The organism is Bacillus cereus group sp. BfR-BA-01355, assembly GCF_022663675.1.
Lineage (GTDB): Bacteria > Bacillota > Bacilli > Bacillales > Bacillaceae_G > Bacillus_A > Bacillus_A thuringiensis_S.
Map to the genome: position 1 here is coordinate 46,125 of NZ_JAKUFY010000007.1, position 23,165 is coordinate 69,289.

Sequence of the window (23,165 nt, forward strand, 5' to 3'; positions counted from 1 at the left end):
TACGAGCAAAAGATGTTATCAATTAGTTGAACAATATATGAAATGATAAGGTTTATTTCTATATAAAAAGAGGAATCTGGTATGAACCACCTTTTTATGTAAGGTTTCAAGTATAATAAGTAGGGTAATAGTAACGTATACAAAAGATAAAAAAGAAAATAATACATAATAAAATGAGGTTAATATATGAGTAAAAAAAGTTTTTCTGATTATAAATTAAGTAAGGAAATTGTAAGGGCACTTACTGGGTTAGGATATGATCATCCAACAGAAGTACAAGGTGAGGTTATTCCAGTCGCATTACAAAAGAAGGATCTTGTTGTGAAGTCTCAGACTGGAAGTGGAAAAACAGCTTCATTTGGTATTCCACTTTGTGAAATGGTGGAGTGGGAAGAGAATAAACCACAAGCATTAGTTTTAACACCAACGAGAGAGCTTGCGGTGCAGGTAAAAGAAGATATTACAAATATAGGTCGATTCAAAAGGATTAAGGCTGCGGCAGTTTATGGGAAATCTCCATTTGCACGTCAAAAATTAGAATTAAAGCAAAAGACACACATTGTAGTTGGGACTCCTGGTCGTGTATTGGATCATATTGAGAAGGGTACCCTTTCTTTAGAGTGTTTGAAGTATTTAGTTATTGATGAAGCAGATGAGATGCTAAATATGGGCTTTATCGATCAAGTAGAGGCAATTATTGATGAATTACCTACAAAAAGAATGACAATGTTATTTTCAGCAACACTTCCAGAAGATGTTGAAAAATTGTCTCGTACATATATGAATTCACCAACTCATATTGAAATTAAAGCAGCTGGGATTACAACGGATAAAATTGAACATACTCTTTTTGAGGCGATAGAAGACGAGAAGTTTTCACTACTTAAAGATGTAACAATGATTGAGAATCCTGATAGTTGTATTATTTTCTGCCGTACACAAGAAAATGTAGATCATGTATATAGACAGCTAAAACGAGCTAATTATCCTTGTGACAAAATACATGGTGGTATGGTACAAGAAGATCGTTTTGAAGTCATGGATGATTTTAGAAAAGGAAAATTCCGTTATTTAGTAGCAACAGACGTAGCTGCGAGAGGAATTGATATTGATAATATTACACATGTTATTAATTATGATATTCCACTTGAAAAAGAAAGCTATGTACATCGTACTGGAAGAACGGGACGAGCTGGAAATAGTGGAAAAGCTATTACATTTATAACACCATATGAAAATAGATTTTTAGAAGAGATTGAGGATTATATTGGTTTTGAAATTCCAAAGGCAATTGGACCTTCAAAAGAAGAAGTTATGAAAGAGAAAGCTGCATTTGAAGAAAAGATACATGCTAAACCAATTATTAAGAAAGATAAAAATGCGGACATAAACAAAGGCATTATGAAGCTGTACTTTAATGGCGGGAAGAAAAAGAAAATTAGAGCGGTAGATTTCGTCGGTACAATTGCTAAAATTAAAGGTGTTACAGCAGAAGATATAGGCATTATTACGATACAAGATAACGTTTCTTACGTTGAAATATTAAATGGAAAAGGACCACTTGTCTTGAAAGTCATGAAGACTACAACGATTAAAGGGAAACAATTAAAAGTTCATGAGGCAATTAAGTAAATAAAAAACTATCCACTTTAATAGGTGGATAGTTTTTTATTTATGATTTTTTCAAATCATCAACTAGTTGCTCTGCTAAACGTCTATACATATTACTCATAGTCACGAAGGATGTTAATAGTAGAAATTTTTCTAGCTTTGTACCTTCTAAGGAAGAAATCTTATTTACTTCTGTAACACGTTTATTTACGTCTTGTTTAAAGTTTTCGACATTGCTTGCAGTAAGAGCAAGATAATTTTTATATAACGCATTTAATTCAAATGAATCATCGTTTAATAAGGAGTCATTTATATTTTCTAATGAACTTTTTATGTCGTTAATGGAGAGAGCTCCCTTTAATTGGTAAATCAGGCTAATTAAAATCATATGCTCTTTTGAATACTTTTTATTTTTGATAGGGATGAATAGTTTCCCTTTTGCGTAATTATTAATCATCGTTTTTGTTAATACTTTTTCATCATCAGTTCTCGTTGTATCTGCATAAGTATTCTCAAATAGTTGGACAACTTGGTCTACATATAAGTCAACATTTGGAATATCCTCAAGTTTAATATTTTTTTCTAAATGTAATGTCTCAAGTAATTCATTTATATTTTCCACGTAGAATCCCTCACTTTTATAACTTAGTGGAACTTAATGTTTAATATATCTTTAAATATGGTATTACGAAACAAATGAATTGTAAATGTTGACCTTAAAAAGAAATGTGTATATAATTACATGTAGTTATCAAAACTACATGTAATTATATGAGGGGTGTTATTATGAATACTTATGTAAGGGAACCAGTTAACGCATTTACTCACTTAGGTGGAGCGATCTTATCATTTATTGCCTTATTAGCTATGCTTGTGAAAGTTTCTATTAAGATGCCATCATTTGCTGCAATTACAGCTGTTATTTTGTTTGGTATTGGAATGATGGTCCTTTATGCGGCGTCAGCTGTGTATCATAGTGTTGTGGCCAATGAACGTGTTATTTACTTCTTTAGGAAGCTAGATCATTCTATGATTTTTATATTAATTGCAGGTACATATGCACCCTTTTGCTTAATTACATTAAATTCAGCAAGTGGTTTGCTATTATTTTGTTTAGTCTATGCAACTGCGATTTGTGGTATTGTGTTTAAAATGTTTTGGTTTAATTGTCCAAGATGGTTATCGACAGCAATTTATATTACGATGGGTTGGTTAATTGTTTTGTTCTTTGCACCGTTAGCTGAGAATTTAAGTACAGGAGGTATTGTTTTCTTAGTACTTGGGGGCATTTTTTATACAATTGGTGGATTTATTTATGGCACAAAGCCAAAATGGCTAGAGTTTAAATATATGGGACATCATGAAATTTTTCATGTTTTTGTATTATTAGGTAGTCTTGCGCATTTTCTAAGTGTATATTGTTACGTAATTTAATAAAAAAACGCCACATAATTTTTATTATGTGGCGTTTTTTTTATTACCTGATTAGAATCGTATATGTTATAAAATTATTATGGGATAAAATGTAAGTTTCTGTGTTCGCATGTTAAACATAGGATAAGAAATATGTGATATACTTTGAGAAGTTTATAATGAATGAAATATGGAGGACTATAATTATGGCAATACTTGTAACAGGTGGAGCAGGATATATTGGTAGTCATACATGTGTAGAATTACTAAATAGCGGTTACGAAGTTATAGTAGTGGATAATCTTTCGAATAGCTCGGTAGAATCCATAAATCGAGTGAAAGAAATAACAGGAAAACAATTTAAGTTTTATAAAGAAGATGTTTTAAATCGCGAAGCGCTTGACGCAATTTTTGAAGAAAATGTAATTGAAGCAGTTATTCACTTTGCAGGATTTAAAGCTGTAGGGGAGTCAGTAGCGATTCCATTAACATATTATCATAACAACATTACAAGCACGTTAGTGCTATGTGAAGTAATGCAGAAACATAATGTAAAGAAGATGATCTTTAGTTCATCTGCAACTGTATATGGTATCCCGGAAACGTCACCGATTACGGAGGAGTTTCCATTAAGTGCAACAAATCCATATGGTCAAACGAAATTAATGATTGAGCAAATTATGCGTGATGTAGCATTTGCAGATGCAGAATGGGGTATCGCATTACTTCGCTATTTCAATCCATTTGGTGCACACGAAAGTGGGCGTATCGGAGAAGATCCAAATGGAATCCCAAATAACTTAATGCCATATGTAACGCAAGTAGCAGTAGGTAAGTTAAAAGAATTAAGTGTATTCGGAAATGACTATCCAACGAAAGATGGAACAGGAGTCCGTGATTACATCCATGTTGTGGACTTAGCAAATGGTCACGTAAAGGCGCTTGAGAAAGTAATGAGTACAACAGGAGTAGATGCTTATAACCTGGGCACAGGCATGGGCTATAGTGTACTAGAGATGGTTGAAGCATTTGAAAAAGTTTCGGGCAAGAAAGTTCCTTATAAAATCACAGAGCGTCGCCCAGGTGATGTGGCAGTATGTTTTGCTGATGCATCGAAAGCAAAGCGTGAATTAGGCTGGGAGGCAACACGCGGATTAGAAGAGATGTGTGCAGATTCTTGGAAATGGCAATCAAATAATAAAAATGGCTATTTAGAAGTTTAATGATGAATAAAAAAATGACCTTTGCTTAAAAGCAAGAGGTCATTTTTTATATTCATTTTTTATTAAGTTTATTACCTAACCTAGAAAAGAACGTTCCCTGTTTTATAGGAATATTTGACTGGCAACACGTGTAGGAATCGATACTTTCAATATTAGTAAAGGTATTGATTATTAAGTATGCGCTCTATTTCTCGTCTTAGAACGAAAGTGTATTTAATATAGCCTAGTAGTAAGTGAATAAAGATTGAAAAGTGCTACAAAGGTATTGTTATAAATAAGGAAAATTATCGGAAAGGATATAGATGAGGGATCAACTGCCTGTAAAACCCCAACTGATTAAAGTTTTATTTTATGATCAGCCAGCAACACAAGAGCAATTTCAGCGAGCATATGTAAATTTATTAAAAGAAATTAAAGGTTTTGATTCAAGCCTATTCCTTATACAAAATTGAGGATTTGAAACAATCAAAAACTGTTAAGGGTTACTATCGCGTTTTAGGTCCGTAATACAATTTTCTCATAAGAAAGAATGTATTACGGACCACCACCTATTACATAATAGGAGGAATTAATGAATTCGAACAAGTTGTTTGTGATATACTGTGTTTCCCTCTTGACTTGTATATGGTGGGAGACTTCGCCCGAAACAATTTGCAATAATATTGGAGTGAGCGGGATAAGAAATACGTATTTCATACAAATCAATAGTCTCATCTAAATTAGCATAAAAGACTGCGAGATGATTGCCTTGTAAAACATATGGGAATTCTACTTCTGCATTTTCACCAATTAATACAGGTAACTTTACAGGATTAGAATAATTAGACCAATCCCACACTTCTATATTTACATAGTGAGCGTAATATGCATCTAAATTTACAATGTTTATGACCGCTGAAATAGTTGCAGGTTCTCTTGTTAATACACCTGTAGAGTGAAAAACAGAATGATTTGGATAATGAAGAGGCATAAATATCAAACCTTTCTTAAAATGATAGGATTTTACAATATCTTATGCTAGAAGGTAGTAGAATGAGATAGAGGAATGTATTATTTTATTCATTTTTTATGGAAATTGAAAGCGTATTATTGAAATGTATTCCAACACTTGTATCATCGCTAGAGTCCGTTTATAATCAAGGAATCCTAGTTCATGTTTTGATAGGATTATTTATTATTGAAAGCGTTTTAAGTTCGCTCCTTTTTAAGGTAGGAGGTCTGACTTATACAGATGAAAAATTATGTATGTAGTTTTAAATGGGAAGAAAAATAATATAAGTATCACTTTATAGTGTGGGGAGGTTAAAAGTGTGAAAGGTAAAGATTTTCACACGAGTATATATGGGTTATGTAGGATTATTACTTTCAGGGGCAGCTTTATTTTTAAATAGTCTTGTTATATTAGGGAAAGCAGAGATGAAAAGTGCGGGTGTTTTTAATTTATTTGTGGGTGCACTACAAATTATTATTCCGTTTTATTTGATCATGATTTCTGACCAAAGCAATTGGACAGTGTATTCATATGCGGCTACTTTCTTATTTGGATTAACCTATTTATATGTAGGTGTTACTTTTATAAAGGGAATGGATAGTAGTGGTCTAGGATGGTTTTGTATTTGGGTAGCAATTATAGCCTTATTCTATATGGTTGTTTCATTTGTTCAATTTCATGATGTTGTTAATGCGTTAACATGGTTTATGTGGGCATTACTTTGGTACTTATTCTTTGTGCTAAATACACAAAAAAAGAATATTAATCAATATCTCGGAAGAATCGCCTTCGTACAATCATGGGTAACATTGACTTTACCTTCACTATTTTATTTTATGGGAGTGTGGGGAGAGGGATTTGTATATGAACTATGGGTTTATGTATCAGTAATTTCTATTTTGTACTTTTGTTATTGTATTTTTAAATATAGAGTCCGTTAATATATTATCTGCATAAAAGCATGGAATCGTTAAACTGATTTCATGCTTTTTTTTATAGTAGCCTTTTATAATAAAAGAAGTAGTATTTTATAAATTGCAAAAATGGGGATGATGAAATTGAAGAAAGTGTTGGTGCTAGGAGGAACAAGATTTTTTGGTAAACATTTAGTAGAGTACCTTTTGCAAGCTGGACACGATGTAACAATTGCCACGAGGGGAGTTACTGAAGATTCTTTTGGTAACGCAGTAAAAAGAATAATTGTCGATAGAGAAGATGGAAAACTACTAGAAGAGCGTCTAGAAGGAAAAAGTTATGATATTGTATACGATAATTTATGCTATAGTTCAAATGCAGCGAAAATGGTATGTGAAGTTTTGAAAGGAAAAACGAAGAAGTATATTATGACATCTTCAATGGCTGTCTATGAACCTGCATTAAGCTTGTTAGAAGAGGACTTTAATCCATACGAATATGCAATTACATATGGAGATAGGAATGATTTTAATTATAGTGAAGGAAAGCGATTAGCCGAAGCGGTTTTATTTCAATATGCAACATTCCCAGTCGTTGCAGTGCGTTTTCCAGTTGTTATTGGAGAAAAGGATTATACGAAAAGGTTACAATTTTACGTTGAATGTGTTGTGAACCAAAACCCTATCGTTGTGGATCATGTAGATGGAAATTTGTCATTTATACATGAAAAAGAGGCAGGAGAGTTTCTAGCTTGGTGCGGAATGGAAAATGTGAAAGGACCAATTAACGCCTGTAGTAACGGGGTAGTTTCTACGGAAGAAATTATTCATTTCATAGAAGAGAAGACGGGAATAAAAGCACTTATCCAGGAAGCTGGGGAAAATATAGCTCCTTATAATGAGGTAACTAACTGTACGTTACATAATGGAAAGGCTCGTGAATTTGGATTTTTGTTCCGAGAGCTGAAAATAGAAATAAAAAATGTTTTAAAACATTATATAAATACAATGAAGTAATCATAAATCCCCCGGTGGCAATCCGGGGGATTCTGGAGGATTTCGACAATACTGATTTTACATTACCAAATTTACCTTATACGTACGACTAATGTTTTTGCGATTGAATTGCTTGTAAATACTTCTCGTTTACTTGGTCCCAGTTTACTGTATGCCACCAGTTGGTAACAAACTCGGGGCGCCGATTTTGATACTTTAAATAATAAGCATGTTCCCATACATCAATTACGAGTAAGGGGATTTTTCCTTCTTGCAAAGGCGTATCTTGATTTGGTGTACTCATAACAGAGAGTTCCTCACCGTCAAGAACAAGCCATCCATAGCCACTTCCAAAACGACTAATAGCTGCTTTGGAAAGTTGATCTTTTAAGTTGTCAAAGGTATTGAAATAATAATCAATTACTTTTGCAACGTCTCCATTAGGCTCACCGCCACCTCGTGGGCTCATCACTTCCCAAAAAAGACTATGACAATAGTGACCACCACCGTTATTTCGTACAGCTGTAACAATTTCCTTCGGTAAAGCATCTAAATTACATAGCAATTCTTCTAAAGATTTATTATGTAATTCAGTATAATTTTCTAAAGTAGCATTTAAATTGTTTACGTATGTCGCATGGTGCTTTCCATGATGAATGGAAAGTGTATTGCTATCGATATGTGGCTCTAGTTCATCATAGTCATATGAAAGCTTTGGCAATTGAAATGAAGACATAACATTCCCTCCTTTCTATTCAAAAGTTGGTCTAGGTAAAAATACTTTACCTGAGTCAAAAATACACTCATTTTCTATGGAAGTCAATAGTAAGTTCGTTAATTTTCTGAAAAATATTACAATAAAAGTAACACTCTCGCTTTCATTTGTGACTCCTATCCTTTTTGCTTATACTGTAAAGTATCAGGGTTTTGTTGAAATAGAAGGAGATTGTTTATGAGTGAAACGAAACAATTAATAGAGGAAGCAAGTAATTTTATTACGATTTGTTATAAAGAGCTTCATAAAGAACAATTGATAGAAGAACGTATAAAAGAAATTCAAATTGAGGTAGAGAAGACAGGGACATATGAGCATACATTTGAAGAACTTGTTCATGGTTCACGAATGGCATGGCGTAACAGTAATAGATGTATTGGAAGACTATTTTGGAGTAAGATGCACATATTAGATGCGCGCGAAGTAAATGATGAAGAGGGTGTATATAATGCATTAATTCATCATATTAAATATGCAACGAACGACGGGAAAGTTAAACCAACCATTACGATTTTTAAGCAATATCAAGGTGAGGAAAATAATATACGAATTTATAATCACCAATTGATTCGATATGCAGGATATAAAACAGAAATGGGAGTGATCGGTGACTCTCATTCCGCTACATTTACGGACTTTTGTCAGGAGCTTGGCTGGCAAGGAGAAGGTACGAATTTCGATGTATTGCCACTTGTGTTTTCTATAAACGGGAAGGCGCCTACATATAAAGAAATTCCGAGGAAAGAAGTAAAAGAAGTGCCAATTGAACACCCAGAATACCCTATTTCATCACTTGGAGCAAAATGGTATGGGGTTCCAATGATCTCGGATATGTGCTTAGAAATTGGCGGTATTTCTTATACAGCTGCTCCGTTCAATGGATGGTATATGGGAACAGAAATCGGGGCGCGCAACTTAGCGGATCATGATCGTTATAATTTACTTCCGGCTGTTGCGGAGATGATGGATTTAGATACATCGAGAAACGGTACGTTATGGAAGGATAAGGCGCTAATTGAGTTGAATATTGCCGTACTACACTCTTTTAAAAAACAAGGAGTTAGTATTGTTGATCATCATACTGCTGCACAACAATTTCAGCAATTTGAGAAGCAAGAAGCTGCTTGTGGTCGTGTTGTAACAGGTAATTGGGTGTGGCTTATTCCACCATTATCTCCAGCTACCACTCATATTTATCACAAACCGTATCCGAATGAAATTTTGAAGCCAAATTTCTTTCATAAATAATATTTAGTGCAGTTTTTTTCTGCAAAATATAATTTTTTTAATTACTGTTATGTAGCAAATGGAAGCCTTTACTCTCGGTTATTTTTGGAAGAGGATTTTTGAACCAAGGAGTTCCTTATGTTATAATCAAATTTCTGTTTCGAAGACCTTATAGAAATATAAGGTCTTTTGTTTTGCTTTTTTATGTAAGAGAAAGAGATTTTTTCTTTTTAATAAGGGATTTGGCATATTTTTAGGGACAACATAAGTATGTGGGAAGTCGATAAAATGTTATGCATATATAATTATTTTGTTTTGGGTTTAAACAATAAAACATAATAAAGTTGTTTTTTTAGATTGCTGAGGAAGGAGGAAGTGTAAATGAGGATGAAGAGTCGAAAAACTGATTGGCCTGTATTTATTATTAGCGGTGGTTCACTTTTATTATTTGTAATTGCAGTTTTTTTGAACAAGGATTATGTAGAGAGTGCGATTAATAACAGTTTCGCTTTTTCAATTAAATATTTTGGTGCCTTCTGGCAAGTTTTATTATTAGGTACATTTATTGTTGCGATGTGTATGGCGTTCTCCAAATATGGGAGAGTTAAACTTGGGGGATTAGAAAAACCTGAGATTAGTACGGCAAAATGGCTTGCTATTATTATGTCTACATTACTTGCCGGAGGTGGCGTTTTTTGGGCAGCAGCAGAGCCAATGTACCATTTGATGACGGTGCCACCAATACATGATGGTATATCTGCTGGAACGAAAGAAGCAGTCATGCCTGCTTTAGCACAAAGTTATATGCATTGGGGATTTTTAGCATGGACGATTTTAGGTACAATTAGTGCGGTAGTTATGATGTATGGACATTATCATAAAGGTATGCCGCTAAAACCTCGAACACTTTTATATCCTATTTTTGGGGAAAAATTAAGAAAGAGCCTGCTTGGAACGATAATTGATGCAGCTGCAATTATTGCAGTAGCTGCAGGTACAATTGGCCCCATTGGATTTTTAGGTTTACAAGCAAGTTATGGGTTACAAGAATTATTTGGAATTTCTGATGTGTTTACTACTCAATTGGCAATTATTGTTTGTGTAGTGGCCGTGTCTACCATATCGGCAGTAACAGGTATTGATAAAGGGATTCAAATTATAAGTAATTTAAATGTTAGATTAGCAATTTTGTTAATGGCATTCATATTACTATTTGGGCCAGGTGGATTTATTATTGATTCGTTTGTTTCTTCGTTTGGATTTTATGTAAGTGAGTTTATACCGATGAGCACATACCGTGGTGATACAAGTTGGTTAGGATCTTGGACAATCTTTTTCTGGGGATGGTTTATTGGATACGGACCAATGATGGCAATTTTAGTGAGTCGAATTTCAAGAGGGAGAACGATTCGAGAAATCATCGTTGCAATTGGAATTATCGCACCTATTATTACAACGTTTTGGTTTACTATATTAGGTGGATCAGGTGTGTTTTATGAGTTAATGAATCCTGGTTCTATCTCGGACGCATTAAGTGAATCTGGTATGCCGGCAGCTATGATTGCAATTACAGGGCAATTGCCACTTTCTAATATTATTGGACCAGCATTTCTTTTATTAACAATTTTATTTGTAGTGACAACAGGAGATTCAATGGCGTATTCCATTTCAATGGCAGTGACTGGAGACGGAGATCCTAGAATTAGTTTGCGAATATTTTGGTCGCTTATTATGGGAGCAGTTGCAGCAATTCTTTTATATATGGGTGAAGGAAGTATTAATGCGCTACAATCGTTTATCGTAGTGACGGCAGTTCCGGTATCAATTTTATTATTCCCAATGCTATGGTTAGCGCCTAAAGTTGCGGGAGAATTAGCATTAAAACAAGGTATTGTAAAAGAAGAAGATAAAACTGCATTCTTATTTCAGAAGGCTAGTAAATCAAAATAAATAAAAACGTAAAAGAGGAAGCATCTTAAATAAGATGCTTCCTCTTTTACGTTTAATCTAATACTTTTCCCTTTGTTTCTGGTACACATATTAGCATTGTAATTAACCCGATTGGGTAGATGATAAAAATCAAGGACAATGCTCCAAGCAGGTTGCCGCCTGTAGCGAGTAAGCCGATAATAACAGGCCCAAATCCAGCTAACCCACGTCCTGTACCGAAAATAAAGTTTTCTGCGGTAGAGCGAGCTTCAGCAGGGTAGTTTTCAGCTAAAATTGCCCCAAACCCTCCCATCATTCCATTTGCAAAGAATCCAAGCAATGCACTTCCCCATAATAATAATGTGGAATCTGTGAATAAGAAGAAGTAAATGAGACAGTATACTGTACCACCAATATAATAAATTGCAAAAGTTTTACGACGACCAATTTTATCAGCCAGAATACCAAAGATTGCAATTCCAATTAGCATACCGATGGTAGAAATAAACATCCAGCCACTCGCTTTTGCTAATGTATAGTTATATTTATTTGCTAAAATAGTTGGCATCCATGTGAAGATGCCGTAATATCCGAAGTTCTGGATAAACGACATAATAATAAGACCGATTGTTGTAATTGTTACTTTTTTATTGGCAAATAATTTTCGAAGTGGGAATTTTTTTATATGTTTTAGTTGTTCTGCTTCAGTAGTTGTTAATTTACCTGTAGCTTCTTTTTGCAATAGTTCCTTTTTGTAGCGTTGTTTTTGCTCCCATATTTTCGGTTCACTTAAACTTTTACGGACATAGACAGCTAGTAAAGCTGGAATTAATCCAAATAAGAAAACGGCTCTCCATCCAAAGTGTGGGACAATAAATGCTGGAAGGAGTGAAGCAATCAGTACACCAAATTGCCATCCAAGTGCAACAACAGATGTCGCTTTAGCGCGCATTTCTTTAGACCATGTTTCTGTTACAATGGCCATTCCGATTCCGAATTCACCACCAACTCCCATTCCAACTAAAAAGCGAAGAATTAATAATTGCCAGTAGTCTGTTGCGAAATAAATGAGTGCGGTTGCTAGTGAAAACAGTAAGATTGTGAAGGCCATTGTACGAATACGGCCAAATAAATCAGCAATAAATCCAAATAAATAAGAACCAATTAACATCCCTATTGTGGTAGCTAATGTTAAGTTTCCACCTTCAACAGGACTTAAGTGAAACTCTTTTAAAATATAGACAAGTACGAAAGATAATAGCAACATATCTAAACCTTCTGCTGCATATCCTAGCGCAGAACCGAATAATGTTTTATACCTTTTCGCTTTCGTCTCCTCTGTTGTTTGTTGTACATCAGTAGTGACGTTCATTATTACTCCTCCTTATTTTCTACAGTCGCTATGGAAGAATAACAAAAGGCCTTCTCACCTGATATGATGAGAAGGCCAAAAAAGCATACGTATCCCCAAAAAAGAACATACGTATATTGTATTCCGACTTCCTTCTCAACCTCACGGGGTTGGGTTAAAGGACTGTATTATATTACTTTATTTTTAGCACTCTTCTATTGGATTGTCAATTAAAGAGGAAGTTATTATGTGTGAAATATTTCAAAAAACATTTCGTTCTTCTTGACGTCGGCTTCATTATTTTCCCATAATAAAACTAACTAAATAAAAAGGAATGAATCAAAGATGCTAAATTTAGTACTCATGATGATTGAACGAGTCGGACTTATAGTTATTTTAGGATTTTTACTCTCTCATATTAAAACTTTCAGGCGCCTCCTTCATAAACAGGATGGCTATGTAGATAAGCTTAAGCTTATTTGTATTTTTTCGGTATTTACAATTGTAAGCAATTACACTGGGATTGAAATAGCGGGAAATACAATTATGAATGAAAATTGGTTACAAGGTGTTTCTTCGTCAAGTACAATTGCGAATACGCGTATTATGGGTGTTGGTATTAGCGGCTTACTTGGTGGCCCTATCGTAGGAGTTGGAGTAGGGTTTATTGCTGGTATTCATCGTTATATGCTTGGTGGTACGACAGCGCTAAGTTGCGCAATCTCTTCTATTTTAGCGGGGATTATAACTGGTTATATCGGATATATTTTCAAAAAATATAACCGTACAATTACTCCTAAGTTTTCAGCAGTTTTAAGTGTTTTTATCGTATCTTTAGAAATGCTTATGATTTTATTAATTATAGAGGATGGAATTAGCGTTGTGAAAACAATAGCGATACCGATGATTCTTGTAAATAGTTTTGGAAGTTTTATTTTACTTTCTATGATACAAGCTATTTTGCGTCAGGAGGAGAATGCAAAAGCACTTCAGACTCATAAAGTATTGCGTATTGCTGATAAAACGTTACCGTATTTTCGTCAAGGCTTAACAGAAGAATCGTGTAAGCATGTGGCACAAATTATTCACCGCTTTACAGGAACAGATGCGGTATCTTTAACAGATACAGAGAAAATATTAGCGCACGTTGGATTAGCATCAGATCACCATATTCCTTCACATAGTTTAATAACTGGTTTATCAAAAGAAGTTTTACATACAGGGCAAATAATGAAGGCGAAATCACGTGAGGTTATTAATTGCCAACATGAAGGCTGTCCCTTACAAGCCGCTATTGTTATTCCACTAACTTCACATGGAAATACGATAGGGACATTAAAACTGTATTTCGAAAATTCTAACCAGTTAAGTCGCGTTGAAGAAGAATTAGCAGAAGGGTTAGCAAAAATATTCTCCACGCAGTTAGAGTTAGGAGAAGCTGAGTTGCAAAGTAAATTACTTCAAGATGCGGAGATAAAAGCATTACAAGCGCAAATTAACCCGCACTTTTTATTTAATGCGATTAATACAGTATCAGCTTTATGCCGAACAGATGTAGAAAAAGCAAGGAAGTTATTATTACAGCTTAGCGTGTATTTCCGTTGTAATTTGCAAGGAGCACGTCAGTTATTGATTCCACTGGAACAAGAATTAAACCATGTACAGGCATACTTATCACTAGAACAAGCAAGGTTCCCAAATAAGTATGAGGTAAAGATGTATATTGAGGATGAGCTAAAGACAACTTTAGTACCACCATTTGTTCTTCAACTATTGGTTGAAAATGCATTGCGACATGCTTTTCCGAAGAAGCAACCAGTGTGTGAAGTGGAAGTGCATGTTTTTGAAAAAGAGGGTATGGTTCACTTTGAAGTAAAAGATAATGGACAGGGAATTGAGGAAGAACGTTTAGAACAATTAGGAAAGATGGTAGTTTCGTCAAAGAAAGGGACTGGAACAGCTTTATATAATATTAATGAACGTCTTATTGGGTTATTTGGGAAAGAAACGATGCTTCATATCGAAAGTGAATTAAATAAAGGGACGGAGATTACCTTTATTATTCCAAAAAAAGTAGGGGAGGAAGAGCCAGGTGTTAAAAGTATTAGTAGTTGACGATGAAATGTTAGCACGTGATGAACTAAAGTATTTATTAGAGAGAACGAAAGAAGTTGAGATAGTTGGTGAGGCTGATTGTGTGGAAGACGCATTAGAAGAACTAATGCAATGTAGACCAGATATTGTATTTTTAGATATTCAATTATCCGATGATAACGGATTTGAAATCGCGAATATATTAAAGAAGATGAAAAATCCACCTGCAATTGTATTTGCTACTGCCTATGATCAATATGCGTTGCAAGCATTTGAAGTAGATGCGTTAGACTACATTTTAAAACCATTTGATGAAGAGCGTATTGTGCAAACATTAAAGAAGTATAAAAAACAAAAACAAGCGCAAATAGAAACGAAGCACGAAATAAAGGGGACAGATGTAACAGCAGAGATGCATAAATTAGCATTACCAATTGAAGAATCAATCGTACTTGTGAATATTGAAGATATTATATATGTAGGGCTTGTAGATGGGAAAGTAACAGTAAAAACAATGAGGGAAACATATGTAACACATGATACACTTGTAATTTTAGAGAAGAAGTTACCACAAGCAAACTTCATGCGCGTCCATCGTAGCTTTATTGCAAATATTAATCATATTACTGAAATTCAGCCATGGTTCAATTCTACTTATAATTTAATCATGAAAGAAGGATCGAAAGTACCTGTTAGCCGTACATATGCCAAAGAACTCAAGAAGCTGCTTCGTATTTAAGAAGCAGCTTTTGTATTTCATCCTTTTATATTTGTAACTGATTCTGTATATTTGACGTTCTGTTATGTAAACGCTTACCTCGTTACTTACATCTTATACAATAAAGGTACCAAATCGAAAGAGGTGGCCAAAATGAGCACGAAAAAAGTATACAGTTTCTTATCACAAGCATTCATATTCTCAGCTATTATGTTAATTTCTAATATTATTGCAACACATTTACCAATTCCGATGCCTTCATCGGTAATCGGGTTAGTTATTTTATTTAGTCTATTATGTTTAAAAGTTATTAAATTGGAGCAAGTTGAATCACTTGGAACAGCTTTAACAGGTATTATCGGATTCCTTTTCGTCCCATCAGGTATTTCAGTTATTAATTCTCTTGGTGTAATGGGACAATATTTTGTACAAATTTTAACTGTAATTGTTGTAGCAACAGTTATTTTACTAGCTGTAACAGGATTATTTGCACAATTTATTTTAGGAAAAGATGAAAAAGAAACAGAAGATACAAAAGAATTGAAAGTAGTAAATAAAGGACGCAAGCACGGAAAGGTTGCGTAACCATTGCATTTATATATTGTTAGGAGGTAATGAATATGGCAAGCACAATGACTCCATATTTCGGAATCGTCGTTTCATTAATCGCATACGGGATCGGAACGTTATTATTCAAGCATTCAAAAGGATTCTTCTTATTTACACCATTATTTGTAGCGATGGTATTAGGGATTGTCTTTCTAAAGGTAGGTAACTTTACTTTTGAAGAATATAATACTGGCGGAAAAATGATTAGTTTCTTCTTAGAACCAGCAACAATTGCATTCGCTATCCCACTATACAAGCAAGTGGATAAGTTGAAAAAATATTGGTGGCAAATTTTATCGGCTATCGTGGTGGGATCTATTTGCTCAGTAATTGTCGTGTTCATTGTTGCAAAAGCAATCGGTTTAGATACAGCAGTAATGAATTCAATGCTACCACAAGCAGCAACAACAGCAATTGCGTTACCAATCTCAGAAAGTATTGGTGGTATTCCAGCAATTACATCGTTTGCAGTTATTTTCAACGCAGTTATCGTATACGCATTAGGGGCATTATTCTTAAAAACATTTAGAGTTAAGCATCCGATTGCAAAAGGTTTAGCACTTGGAACAGCGGGCCATGCATTAGGAGTTGCAGTAGGAATTGAAATGGGTGAGGTAGAGGCAGCGATGGCAAGTATTGCTGTAACGGTAGTTGGGGTTGTAACAGTAGTTGTCATCCCAATGTTTATGCCATTCATTGGATAGTAAAACTTACTTAAAAAATAAGAAAAGCAAGCTATTTGTAGGACAGATTTCTACTGATAGCTTGCTTTTTATGTTACAGTAGTGGTAAGACCTATTTAAAAAAATGTAAGTTTCCTTAAATCTTCATTAATACTATGTAGAATACGTTTTGAATTAGGTCATTGTATTGTAAAATAAGAAGTAATCTACTATATACCTGTTAAGATAGGCATATAATGAGTTTATAAAAATCTTAATATGAATGAATAATTAAAAGTAGAAAAGAGAGAAATCTACTTATTAACGTTTTAGTTTATAGGACAGGAGAGAGTATTCGTCGATTATGCAAATAAAAAACCTGTTTCAAAGCAAAGGATTTCAGAGGTTACTCGTATTAGTAATACTTGCTCTCGTGTTATACGGGCTGCAAAGTATGTTGAATTTAATATTAATTACGTTTATTCTCACGTATTTAATGGATCGATTCCAAAAGTTTATTTCCCGCAAATTAGATCATTTCATGCCTATTAATCGAAAAATTATTATAGCATTTCTATATGTAATGTTAATTGGTGGAATTGCTATTACGCTATTTAAATATTTACCAGTATTAACGATACAAATTTCACAATTGATTTACCAATTCAATGTATTTTTAAGAAACCCACCAGATAGTGAACTAATTAAGTATGCAGTTAATGCTGTCAATCATATGGAGCTTTCTAAATATGTAGGACAAGGCGTAGACATTTTGTATAAATCGATTACGAATGTTGGTAAATTTGGCCTTCAAGTTTTACTTTCTTTAATTTTGAGTTTGTTTTTCTTACTAGAAAAATCTCGTATTGTTGGTTTTACTGTAAAGTTTAAAGAAAGCAGGCTTGCAATTTTCTATACTGAAATTGAGTACTTCGGAAAGAAATTTGCACGTTCATTTGGAAAGGTAATCGAAGCGCAATTTTTAATTGCTGTTGTTAACTGTGTTCTTTCAGTTATCGCATTATGGATATTAGGATTCCCACAATTATTAGGTTTAGCGTTAATGATTTTCTTGCTTGGCTTAATTCCAGTAGCGGGGGTTATCATTTCGTTATTCCCACTTTGTATGATTGCTTACAATATTGGCGGTATTATGTACGTTGTTTATATTTTAGTTATCGTAACAGTTATTCATGCGCTTGAAAGTTACGTATTAAATCCGAAGTTTATGTCGCAAAAAACAAATTTACCGATTTTCTATACTTTTATGGTATTAATTTTCTCAGAGCACTTCTTAGGTGTATGGGGACTGATTATCGGTATTCCAATTTTCATTTTCTTATTAGATGTCTTAGATGTGACAAGTGATGAAATGGAGAAGGATGTTGGAACAAAATAAAGTGAAGTAGAGAAAAAGCATCGATGTTCGATGCTTTTTCTTTTATAACATTATGTTTCTTATGCCATACTGTAAGGAGAATATAGAATAGGGGTGAAGTAATGGCTGTAAATGAAAAGGTAGAATTGGCTACATTTGCTGGAGGGTGTTTTTGGTGTATGGTTTCTCCATTTGAAGAGATGGAGGGAATTATACAGGTTGTTTCAGGTTATACAGGCGGTCATAAAGAGGACCCAACGTATAAAGAAGTGTGCTCGGAAACAACAGGACATTATGAAGCGGTACAAATTACATTTGATGCAAATAAAATGCCGTATGAGGAATTGTTAAATATATATTGGAGACAAATTGATCCGACCGATATTGGGGGACAATTCCATGACCGCGGACAGTCTTATGAAACGGTGATTTTTTATCATAATGAAGAACAACATAAAAAAGCAGAAGCTTCAAAAGAAGAGCTTGAGCAGAGTGGGCGCTTTTCGAAACCAATTGCGACAAAAATACTACCAGCAGCTACATTTTATCCAGCTGAAGAATATCACCAAGGATATCATAAGAAAAACACATTCCGCTATGAGTTATATCGTAAAGGCTCAGGACGAGATGCTTTTATTAAGGAACATTGGCCAAAGGATAATGCTCATTTAAAAGAAAAACTCAATGAGATGCAGTTTTATGTAACACAGGAAAATGGTACAGAACCACCATTTCGAAATGAGTATTGGAACCATAAAGAGGAAGGTCTTTATGTAGATATCGTTTCAGGTGAGCCGTTGTTTACTTCTCTAGATAAATTTGATAGTGGATGTGGATGGCCTAGTTTTACAAAACCAGTTATGTCAGCAAGTGTGAAAGAAAAGATGGATGTGAGTCATAATATGACACGTACAGAAGTGAGAAGTAAAGAGGGAGATTCGCATCTTGGGCATGTATTTCCAGACGGTCCAGGACCGAATGGGCTTCGTTACTGCATTAATTCCGCAGCTCTTAGATTTATTCCAAAAGAGGAATTAGAGAAAGAAGGTTATGGCGATTTCTTAATCTTGTTTGGAAATAAAAAATAACCTCGCAGTTAGCGAGGTTATTTTTTTGCTATTTTGTTTTTTTCTTTTTAAATTTGCTTAATACTTCATAAACAATTGGAACAATAAGAAGTGTTAATAACGTTGAACTTGTTAATCCACCAATTACTGTTACACCAAGTCCTTTAGAAATTAAGCCGCTACCTTCAAATCCTAATGCAAGCGGGATAAGAGCTCCGATTGTTGCAATTGCAGTCATTAGAATAGGACGCAAGCGTGTTGCACCAGCTTCTAATAAAGCTTCACGTGTTGATAAACCTTCATTTTCTTTATGAATAACGCGGTCGATAAGCACGATTGCGTTTGTTACAACGATACCGATTAACATAAGCGCCCCAATCATTGCAGATACACTTAATGTTTCACCAGAGATTAATAAGGCAACAAGGGCCCCAATAATTGTGAATGGTAGCGAGAATAAAATTGCGAATGGTGCAAGGGCACCGCCAAATGTAACGACAAGAACGAAGTATACAATGGCAATCGCAGCTAACATCGCTAGGCCAAGTTGCTTGAATGATTCTTGAATATCTTTAGTAACACCGCCCATAGAAACATCTACACCAGAAGGAAGATCCATTTTATCTACTTCTTTTTGGACTGCAGCAGATGCTTTTGAAACGTCATCAGATGTTAATTTTGCACTAACCTCTGCATAAACACGGCCATCTCGGTGTGTTACTGTATTCGATGTTTCACCTTCTTTTACAGTCATAACATCTTTTACAGCTACTTCATTACCAAGTGGTGTTGTAATTTTGCGATTTGTTAAGTCATCGATTGTTTCATAATTTTGTTTTTCAGCTTCTACATATACATTGATATCTTTACCGTCTTTTTTAATTGTTGTCAGAACAGGGCGATCATGTTGATTAGAAAGTCCCATTCCAATTTGAGCAGCCGTTAAGCCCATTTTACTCAGCTTTTCTTGATCTGCGACTAAAGTGTACTCTGCATATGTTTTTGCAATACTAGAATCTATATCTTTTAAGTCTTTATTTTTCTTCATGATATTTTGAATATCTTTTACGACAGGCTTAATGTCTTCTGAGCTATCTCCGTAAACGTATAGTTTAATTTCGTTACTACCGCCACTTGCTCCGAAGTCTTGGTTTTTCCATTCACCTTTTCCAGACATTTTTTGTAAATCTTTCACGACTTGTTCTTTTTCTTTTTCGAAGTTTTTCGTGTCGTTATCATATTGAACGAAGAACATAGCTTGATTTGTTTGACCAGGGCTCATTGGATTCTCTCCACCTAATGAGAACTGAATTGTTTTCACGTCTTTATTATCTTGGAAGTGCTTCTCAGCTTTCGTTGCAATTTTTTCAACGTCTTCTAATGTTTGACCTGGTTCAGGTTTGTATGTTGCGATAATCATTTTTTCTTCTTCAGAAGGTAAGAAACTTACACCGATAACCGGTACAAGTGCGAGACTACCAACTAATAGAAGGACAGCAATACTAGATGTAATAATTTTGTGATTTAAAGCCCATTCAAGTATACGTTTATACCCATTTGCTAATTTGCTTGGTTTCTCTTCATGATGTACCTCTTTTTCCCTCGTGCTTTCTTTCTTAAATAAGGAATGGGCAAGCATTGGTACGATTGTAACAGCCACTAGTAACGATGCTAATAAAGCGAAGACAATAGTTAAGGCGAATGGTAAGAACATTTCACCAATCATACCTTTTACAAGTCCTAGCGGTAAGAATACAGCGATTGTCACAATGGTAGAAGACATAATCGGAATAAACATTTCTTTCGTAGCTTCACGAATTAAATCTCTTCCGCGCAATTTCTCTTCTGATAACGACATACGTCGGTAAATATTTTCAATAACAACAATTGAGTCATCAACAACACGGCCTATAGCAACTGTCATTGCTCCAAGCGTCATAATGTTAAGCGTAATATCCATTTGCTTTATGACTAAAACAGCAATTAATAACGAAAGTGGTATTGAAACGACAGAGATTAACGTTGTTCGAATATTTCGTAGGAACAGCATAATAATAACAATCGCAAAGATAGCACCGAAAATTGCTTTGCTTAGCATTGTTTCAACTGACTTTTCAATAGGTGCACCTTGGTCGAATGTTGAAATGATCTCTAAATCTTTATATTTTTTCTCAAGATCTTTTACTTTATCTTTTACTGCATTTACAACATCAACTGTATTTGCATCAGAGGCCTTCACAATTTGAATTCCAATTGCTTCTTTTCCATTTGTTCGAGAAATGGATTCTGCTTTCCCAACTTCTTTAATTTCAGCAATTTCGTCTAATGTAACTGTTGGAATTCCGTTCATAGCAGCTGGATTCATTTGCGGCGTTTGTGCACCAGCGCCAGCATTTTGACTACCTTGACCGTTAGGTGATGAAGGTATAGCTGGGATTTTGAGTTCTTTTAATGCTTTAATCGTTGTAATATTGCCATCTACAACAACTGATTTTTCCGTGTCTTTAAACGTATATAGGCCAAGTGGTAAAGATACATTCGATCCTTTAATTACATTTTTTACAGTATCTTCACTTAGTCCTAGTTCTTTCATTTTATCTTTCTTGAAGACGAGCTGTACTTCATCTACTTGTTGACCTGCAATTTGAACAGATGCAACACCATCAAGTCCTTTTAAGCCCGGTACAATATTTTTCTCTACATTTTCAGTTAAGGTAGCTAAAGATTCATTCTTGCTTGCTACGCTTAACGAAATAACAGGAAAAGCATTGAAGTTTACTCGTGAAACCTTAGGGTCTTTAACACCGTCAGGGAGCTTTACATTTGTGAGAGCTTCTTTAATTTCTGTTTCTGCTTTTTCCATATTTTTATCAAAATCGTATTCTACTTGAATAGAAGATGCGTTTTGAAAAGATGATGAGCTAACAACGTTAACACCACTTAAATTTTGTAGTTGTTCTTCCATCGGCTTTGAAACTTTATCGGCTACTTCTTCTGGTGTAGCACCAGGATAGACCGTAGTTACTGTCACAATCGGTGTTGTAATATCAGGAATTGTTTCCAGCTTCATATTGAGGCCAGAGTAAATTCCCGCAATAGTAACAATAATGGTTAGTAGCCAAACTGCGAACTTATTTTTTAACGAGAAATTGATGATTTTGTTCATGTTTGCGCTCCCTTTGTATTATATTGACCAACTGGTCAGTCTAATACATAATATAACTGACCAGTTGGTCAATCGTCAATAAAAAGAGATGGTATAATAAATCCATAATAAGATGCGAGATTAAATTTAGGAGAGAAGATATGAAAGAAAAAGAGCGTTTAATTATAGAATCGGCTATGAAGTTATTTGCTACTAAGGGTGTAAATGCGACATCAGTGCAGGAAATCGTGACAGCTAGTGGTATATCTAAGGGAGCTTTTTACTTATATTTTAAATCAAAAGATGAGCTTTTATTAGCGACACTTCGATATTATTATGACAAAATTCAAAAGAAAATGCTGGATATTGAGCAAGAGTCTTTGTTACCACGTGAAAAATTTGCAAAACAATTACATTGTCAGTTTAATGATATACAAAAGCATAAAGAGTTTATTATTATGCATGCGAGAGAAAATGCGATTCCGTTTAATAAAGAAGTGGAAGAATTTATGATGCGGATGAAGTTAGAGTCTCATGCATTTTATCGAAATAGTTTATTGTCCATTTATGGTGAAAAGATTATGCCATATTTATTGGATTTAGTAATTATGGTGGAAGGCATATGCCGTGGGTATTTAGAATTAATTATTTTACAAGCAACAGAAATTGATTTATCTTACGTCTCTGCTTTTATTTTAAAAAGAGTAGATAATTTAGTAGATGGCTTGGTAGAATCTTCGGAAGAACCTATTTTACACGAAGAAAAGCTTGGAGAATTTCTTTGTAAATCAGAGCTCATTAAGGAACAGGTTAAAGAGCATTTTTTAAAAGAAATTATTGGATTTAAGCGTACTCTAGCTGATCAATTAGAGGACGATGAGCTGCTAGTAACATTAGATGTTTTAGAGGCGGAAATGCGATTGCTTAATCCAAGAATTCCGGTAATTAGAGGCATGTTAGCAAATTTAGAGGTTTATCCGGAATTAAAAGAATTTCGCTTACGCCTTATAGGATACTACAATATAAAAAATTCTTAATAAAAAACTCCTTGTCTACACAAGG

At 34.4% G+C, this 23,165-nt stretch carries 19 protein-coding genes; 14 read left to right on the forward strand and 5 right to left on the reverse strand.

Going from position 1 to position 23,165, the window contains the following annotated elements:
- The first annotated feature begins 186 nt into the window (after nucleotides 1-186).
- Nucleotides 187-1,632: a DEAD/DEAH box helicase gene (locus MR167_RS04030; protein ID WP_000039346.1), complete on the forward strand. Its 1,446-nt coding sequence runs from the start codon at nucleotides 187-189 to the stop codon at nucleotides 1,630-1,632.
- A 40-nt stretch (nucleotides 1,633-1,672) separates the two neighbouring features.
- Here MR167_RS04030 and MR167_RS04035 read toward each other — a convergent pair whose 3' ends face one another.
- Nucleotides 1,673-2,233 (reverse strand): DUF1836 domain-containing protein, encoded by a 561-nt coding sequence (locus tag MR167_RS04035; RefSeq protein WP_000427875.1) that lies wholly within the window; start codon nucleotides 2,231-2,233, stop codon nucleotides 1,673-1,675.
- Between the two features lie 164 nt (nucleotides 2,234-2,397).
- Here MR167_RS04035 and trhA point away from each other — a divergent pair, with 164 nt between their 5' ends.
- Both trhA and galE read left to right on the forward strand, forming a co-directional pair.
- A complete protein-coding gene (gene trhA / locus MR167_RS04040; protein WP_001099726.1) occupies nucleotides 2,398-3,045 on the forward strand; it encodes a PAQR family membrane homeostasis protein TrhA in 648 nt (215 codons plus the stop codon).
- 185 nt (nucleotides 3,046-3,230) lie between these two features.
- Nucleotides 3,231-4,247, forward strand: coding sequence for a UDP-glucose 4-epimerase GalE (galE, locus tag MR167_RS04045; RefSeq protein ID WP_000996551.1), 1,017 nt, complete (start codon nucleotides 3,231-3,233; stop codon nucleotides 4,245-4,247).
- A 568-nt stretch (nucleotides 4,248-4,815) separates the two neighbouring features.
- On the opposite strand, the gene MR167_RS04050 is transcribed toward galE, so the two are convergent.
- Nucleotides 4,816-5,217, reverse strand: a complete 402-nt coding sequence (locus MR167_RS04050; protein ID WP_001128270.1) for a hypothetical protein — start codon at nucleotides 5,215-5,217, stop codon at nucleotides 4,816-4,818.
- A 371-nt stretch (nucleotides 5,218-5,588) separates the two neighbouring features.
- Here MR167_RS04050 and MR167_RS04055 point away from each other — a divergent pair, with 371 nt between their 5' ends.
- Nucleotides 5,589-6,179: an AmiS/UreI family transporter gene (locus tag MR167_RS04055; protein ID WP_000542567.1), complete on the forward strand. Its 591-nt coding sequence runs from the start codon at nucleotides 5,589-5,591 to the stop codon at nucleotides 6,177-6,179.
- A 102-nt stretch (nucleotides 6,180-6,281) separates the two neighbouring features.
- The gene (locus tag MR167_RS04060; protein WP_242313989.1) at nucleotides 6,282-7,169 is read left to right on the forward strand and encodes an NAD-dependent epimerase/dehydratase family protein; all 888 of its coding nucleotides are present in this window, start codon (nucleotides 6,282-6,284) and stop codon (nucleotides 7,167-7,169) included.
- 88 nt (nucleotides 7,170-7,257) lie between these two features.
- On the opposite strand, the gene sodA is transcribed toward MR167_RS04060, so the two are convergent.
- Nucleotides 7,258-7,884 (reverse strand): superoxide dismutase [Mn], encoded by a 627-nt coding sequence (gene sodA, locus MR167_RS04065; RefSeq protein ID WP_000094037.1) that lies wholly within the window; start codon nucleotides 7,882-7,884, stop codon nucleotides 7,258-7,260.
- Between the two features lie 216 nt (nucleotides 7,885-8,100).
- On the opposite strand from sodA, the gene MR167_RS04070 reads away from it, so the two are divergent.
- Nucleotides 8,101-9,171, forward strand: coding sequence for a nitric oxide synthase oxygenase (locus tag MR167_RS04070; RefSeq protein WP_000005086.1), 1,071 nt, complete (start codon nucleotides 8,101-8,103; stop codon nucleotides 9,169-9,171).
- A gap of 360 nt (nucleotides 9,172-9,531) precedes the next feature.
- Nucleotides 9,532-11,100, forward strand: a complete 1,569-nt coding sequence (locus MR167_RS04075; protein ID WP_001242450.1) for a BCCT family transporter — start codon at nucleotides 9,532-9,534, stop codon at nucleotides 11,098-11,100.
- A gap of 52 nt (nucleotides 11,101-11,152) precedes the next feature.
- Here the strand turns inward: MR167_RS04075 and MR167_RS04080 are convergent, their stop codons facing one another.
- Nucleotides 11,153-12,451 carry an MFS transporter gene (locus tag MR167_RS04080; RefSeq protein ID WP_001103414.1) on the reverse strand — a complete coding sequence of 433 codons (1,299 nt, stop codon included), beginning with the start codon at nucleotides 12,449-12,451 and terminating at the stop codon, nucleotides 11,153-11,155.
- A 324-nt stretch (nucleotides 12,452-12,775) separates the two neighbouring features.
- On the opposite strand from MR167_RS04080, the gene lytS reads away from it, so the two are divergent.
- The 6 genes from lytS (at nucleotide 12,776) to msrB (ending at nucleotide 18,979) form a co-directional block, all read left to right on the forward strand.
- Complete coding sequence (gene lytS, locus MR167_RS04085; RefSeq protein WP_242313991.1) at nucleotides 12,776-14,545, forward strand: two-component system sensor histidine kinase LytS; 1,770 nt, start codon at nucleotides 12,776-12,778, stop codon at nucleotides 14,543-14,545.
- Nucleotides 14,523-15,263: a LytR/AlgR family response regulator transcription factor gene (locus MR167_RS04090; RefSeq protein WP_000921846.1), complete on the forward strand. Its 741-nt coding sequence runs from the start codon at nucleotides 14,523-14,525 to the stop codon at nucleotides 15,261-15,263. Before lytS ends, MR167_RS04090 begins: the two co-directional genes overlap by 23 nt.
- Before the next feature lie 132 nt (nucleotides 15,264-15,395).
- Entirely contained in the window at nucleotides 15,396-15,827 is a 432-nt protein-coding gene (gene lrgA / locus MR167_RS04095) for an antiholin-like murein hydrolase modulator LrgA (RefSeq protein WP_000104901.1), read from the forward strand.
- 35 nt (nucleotides 15,828-15,862) lie between these two features.
- The gene (lrgB, locus tag MR167_RS04100; RefSeq protein ID WP_000168869.1) at nucleotides 15,863-16,555 is read left to right on the forward strand and encodes an antiholin-like protein LrgB; all 693 of its coding nucleotides are present in this window, start codon (nucleotides 15,863-15,865) and stop codon (nucleotides 16,553-16,555) included.
- Nucleotides 16,556-16,877: 322 nt separating this feature from the next.
- Nucleotides 16,878-17,912, forward strand: a complete 1,035-nt coding sequence (locus tag MR167_RS04105; protein ID WP_001166012.1) for an AI-2E family transporter — start codon at nucleotides 16,878-16,880, stop codon at nucleotides 17,910-17,912.
- 101 nt (nucleotides 17,913-18,013) lie between these two features.
- The gene (gene msrB / locus MR167_RS04110) at nucleotides 18,014-18,979 is read left to right on the forward strand and encodes a peptide-methionine (R)-S-oxide reductase MsrB (RefSeq protein ID WP_016099345.1); all 966 of its coding nucleotides are present in this window, start codon (nucleotides 18,014-18,016) and stop codon (nucleotides 18,977-18,979) included.
- A gap of 28 nt (nucleotides 18,980-19,007) precedes the next feature.
- On the opposite strand, the gene MR167_RS04115 is transcribed toward msrB, so the two are convergent.
- Nucleotides 19,008-22,124: an efflux RND transporter permease subunit gene (locus MR167_RS04115; RefSeq protein ID WP_242313993.1), complete on the reverse strand. Its 3,117-nt coding sequence runs from the start codon at nucleotides 22,122-22,124 to the stop codon at nucleotides 19,008-19,010.
- Between the two features lie 140 nt (nucleotides 22,125-22,264).
- Between MR167_RS04115 and MR167_RS04120 the strand changes: the two genes are divergently transcribed.
- Nucleotides 22,265-23,140: a TetR/AcrR family transcriptional regulator gene (locus MR167_RS04120; RefSeq protein ID WP_000659642.1), complete on the forward strand. Its 876-nt coding sequence runs from the start codon at nucleotides 22,265-22,267 to the stop codon at nucleotides 23,138-23,140.
- Nucleotides 23,141-23,165 lie beyond the last annotated feature (25 nt).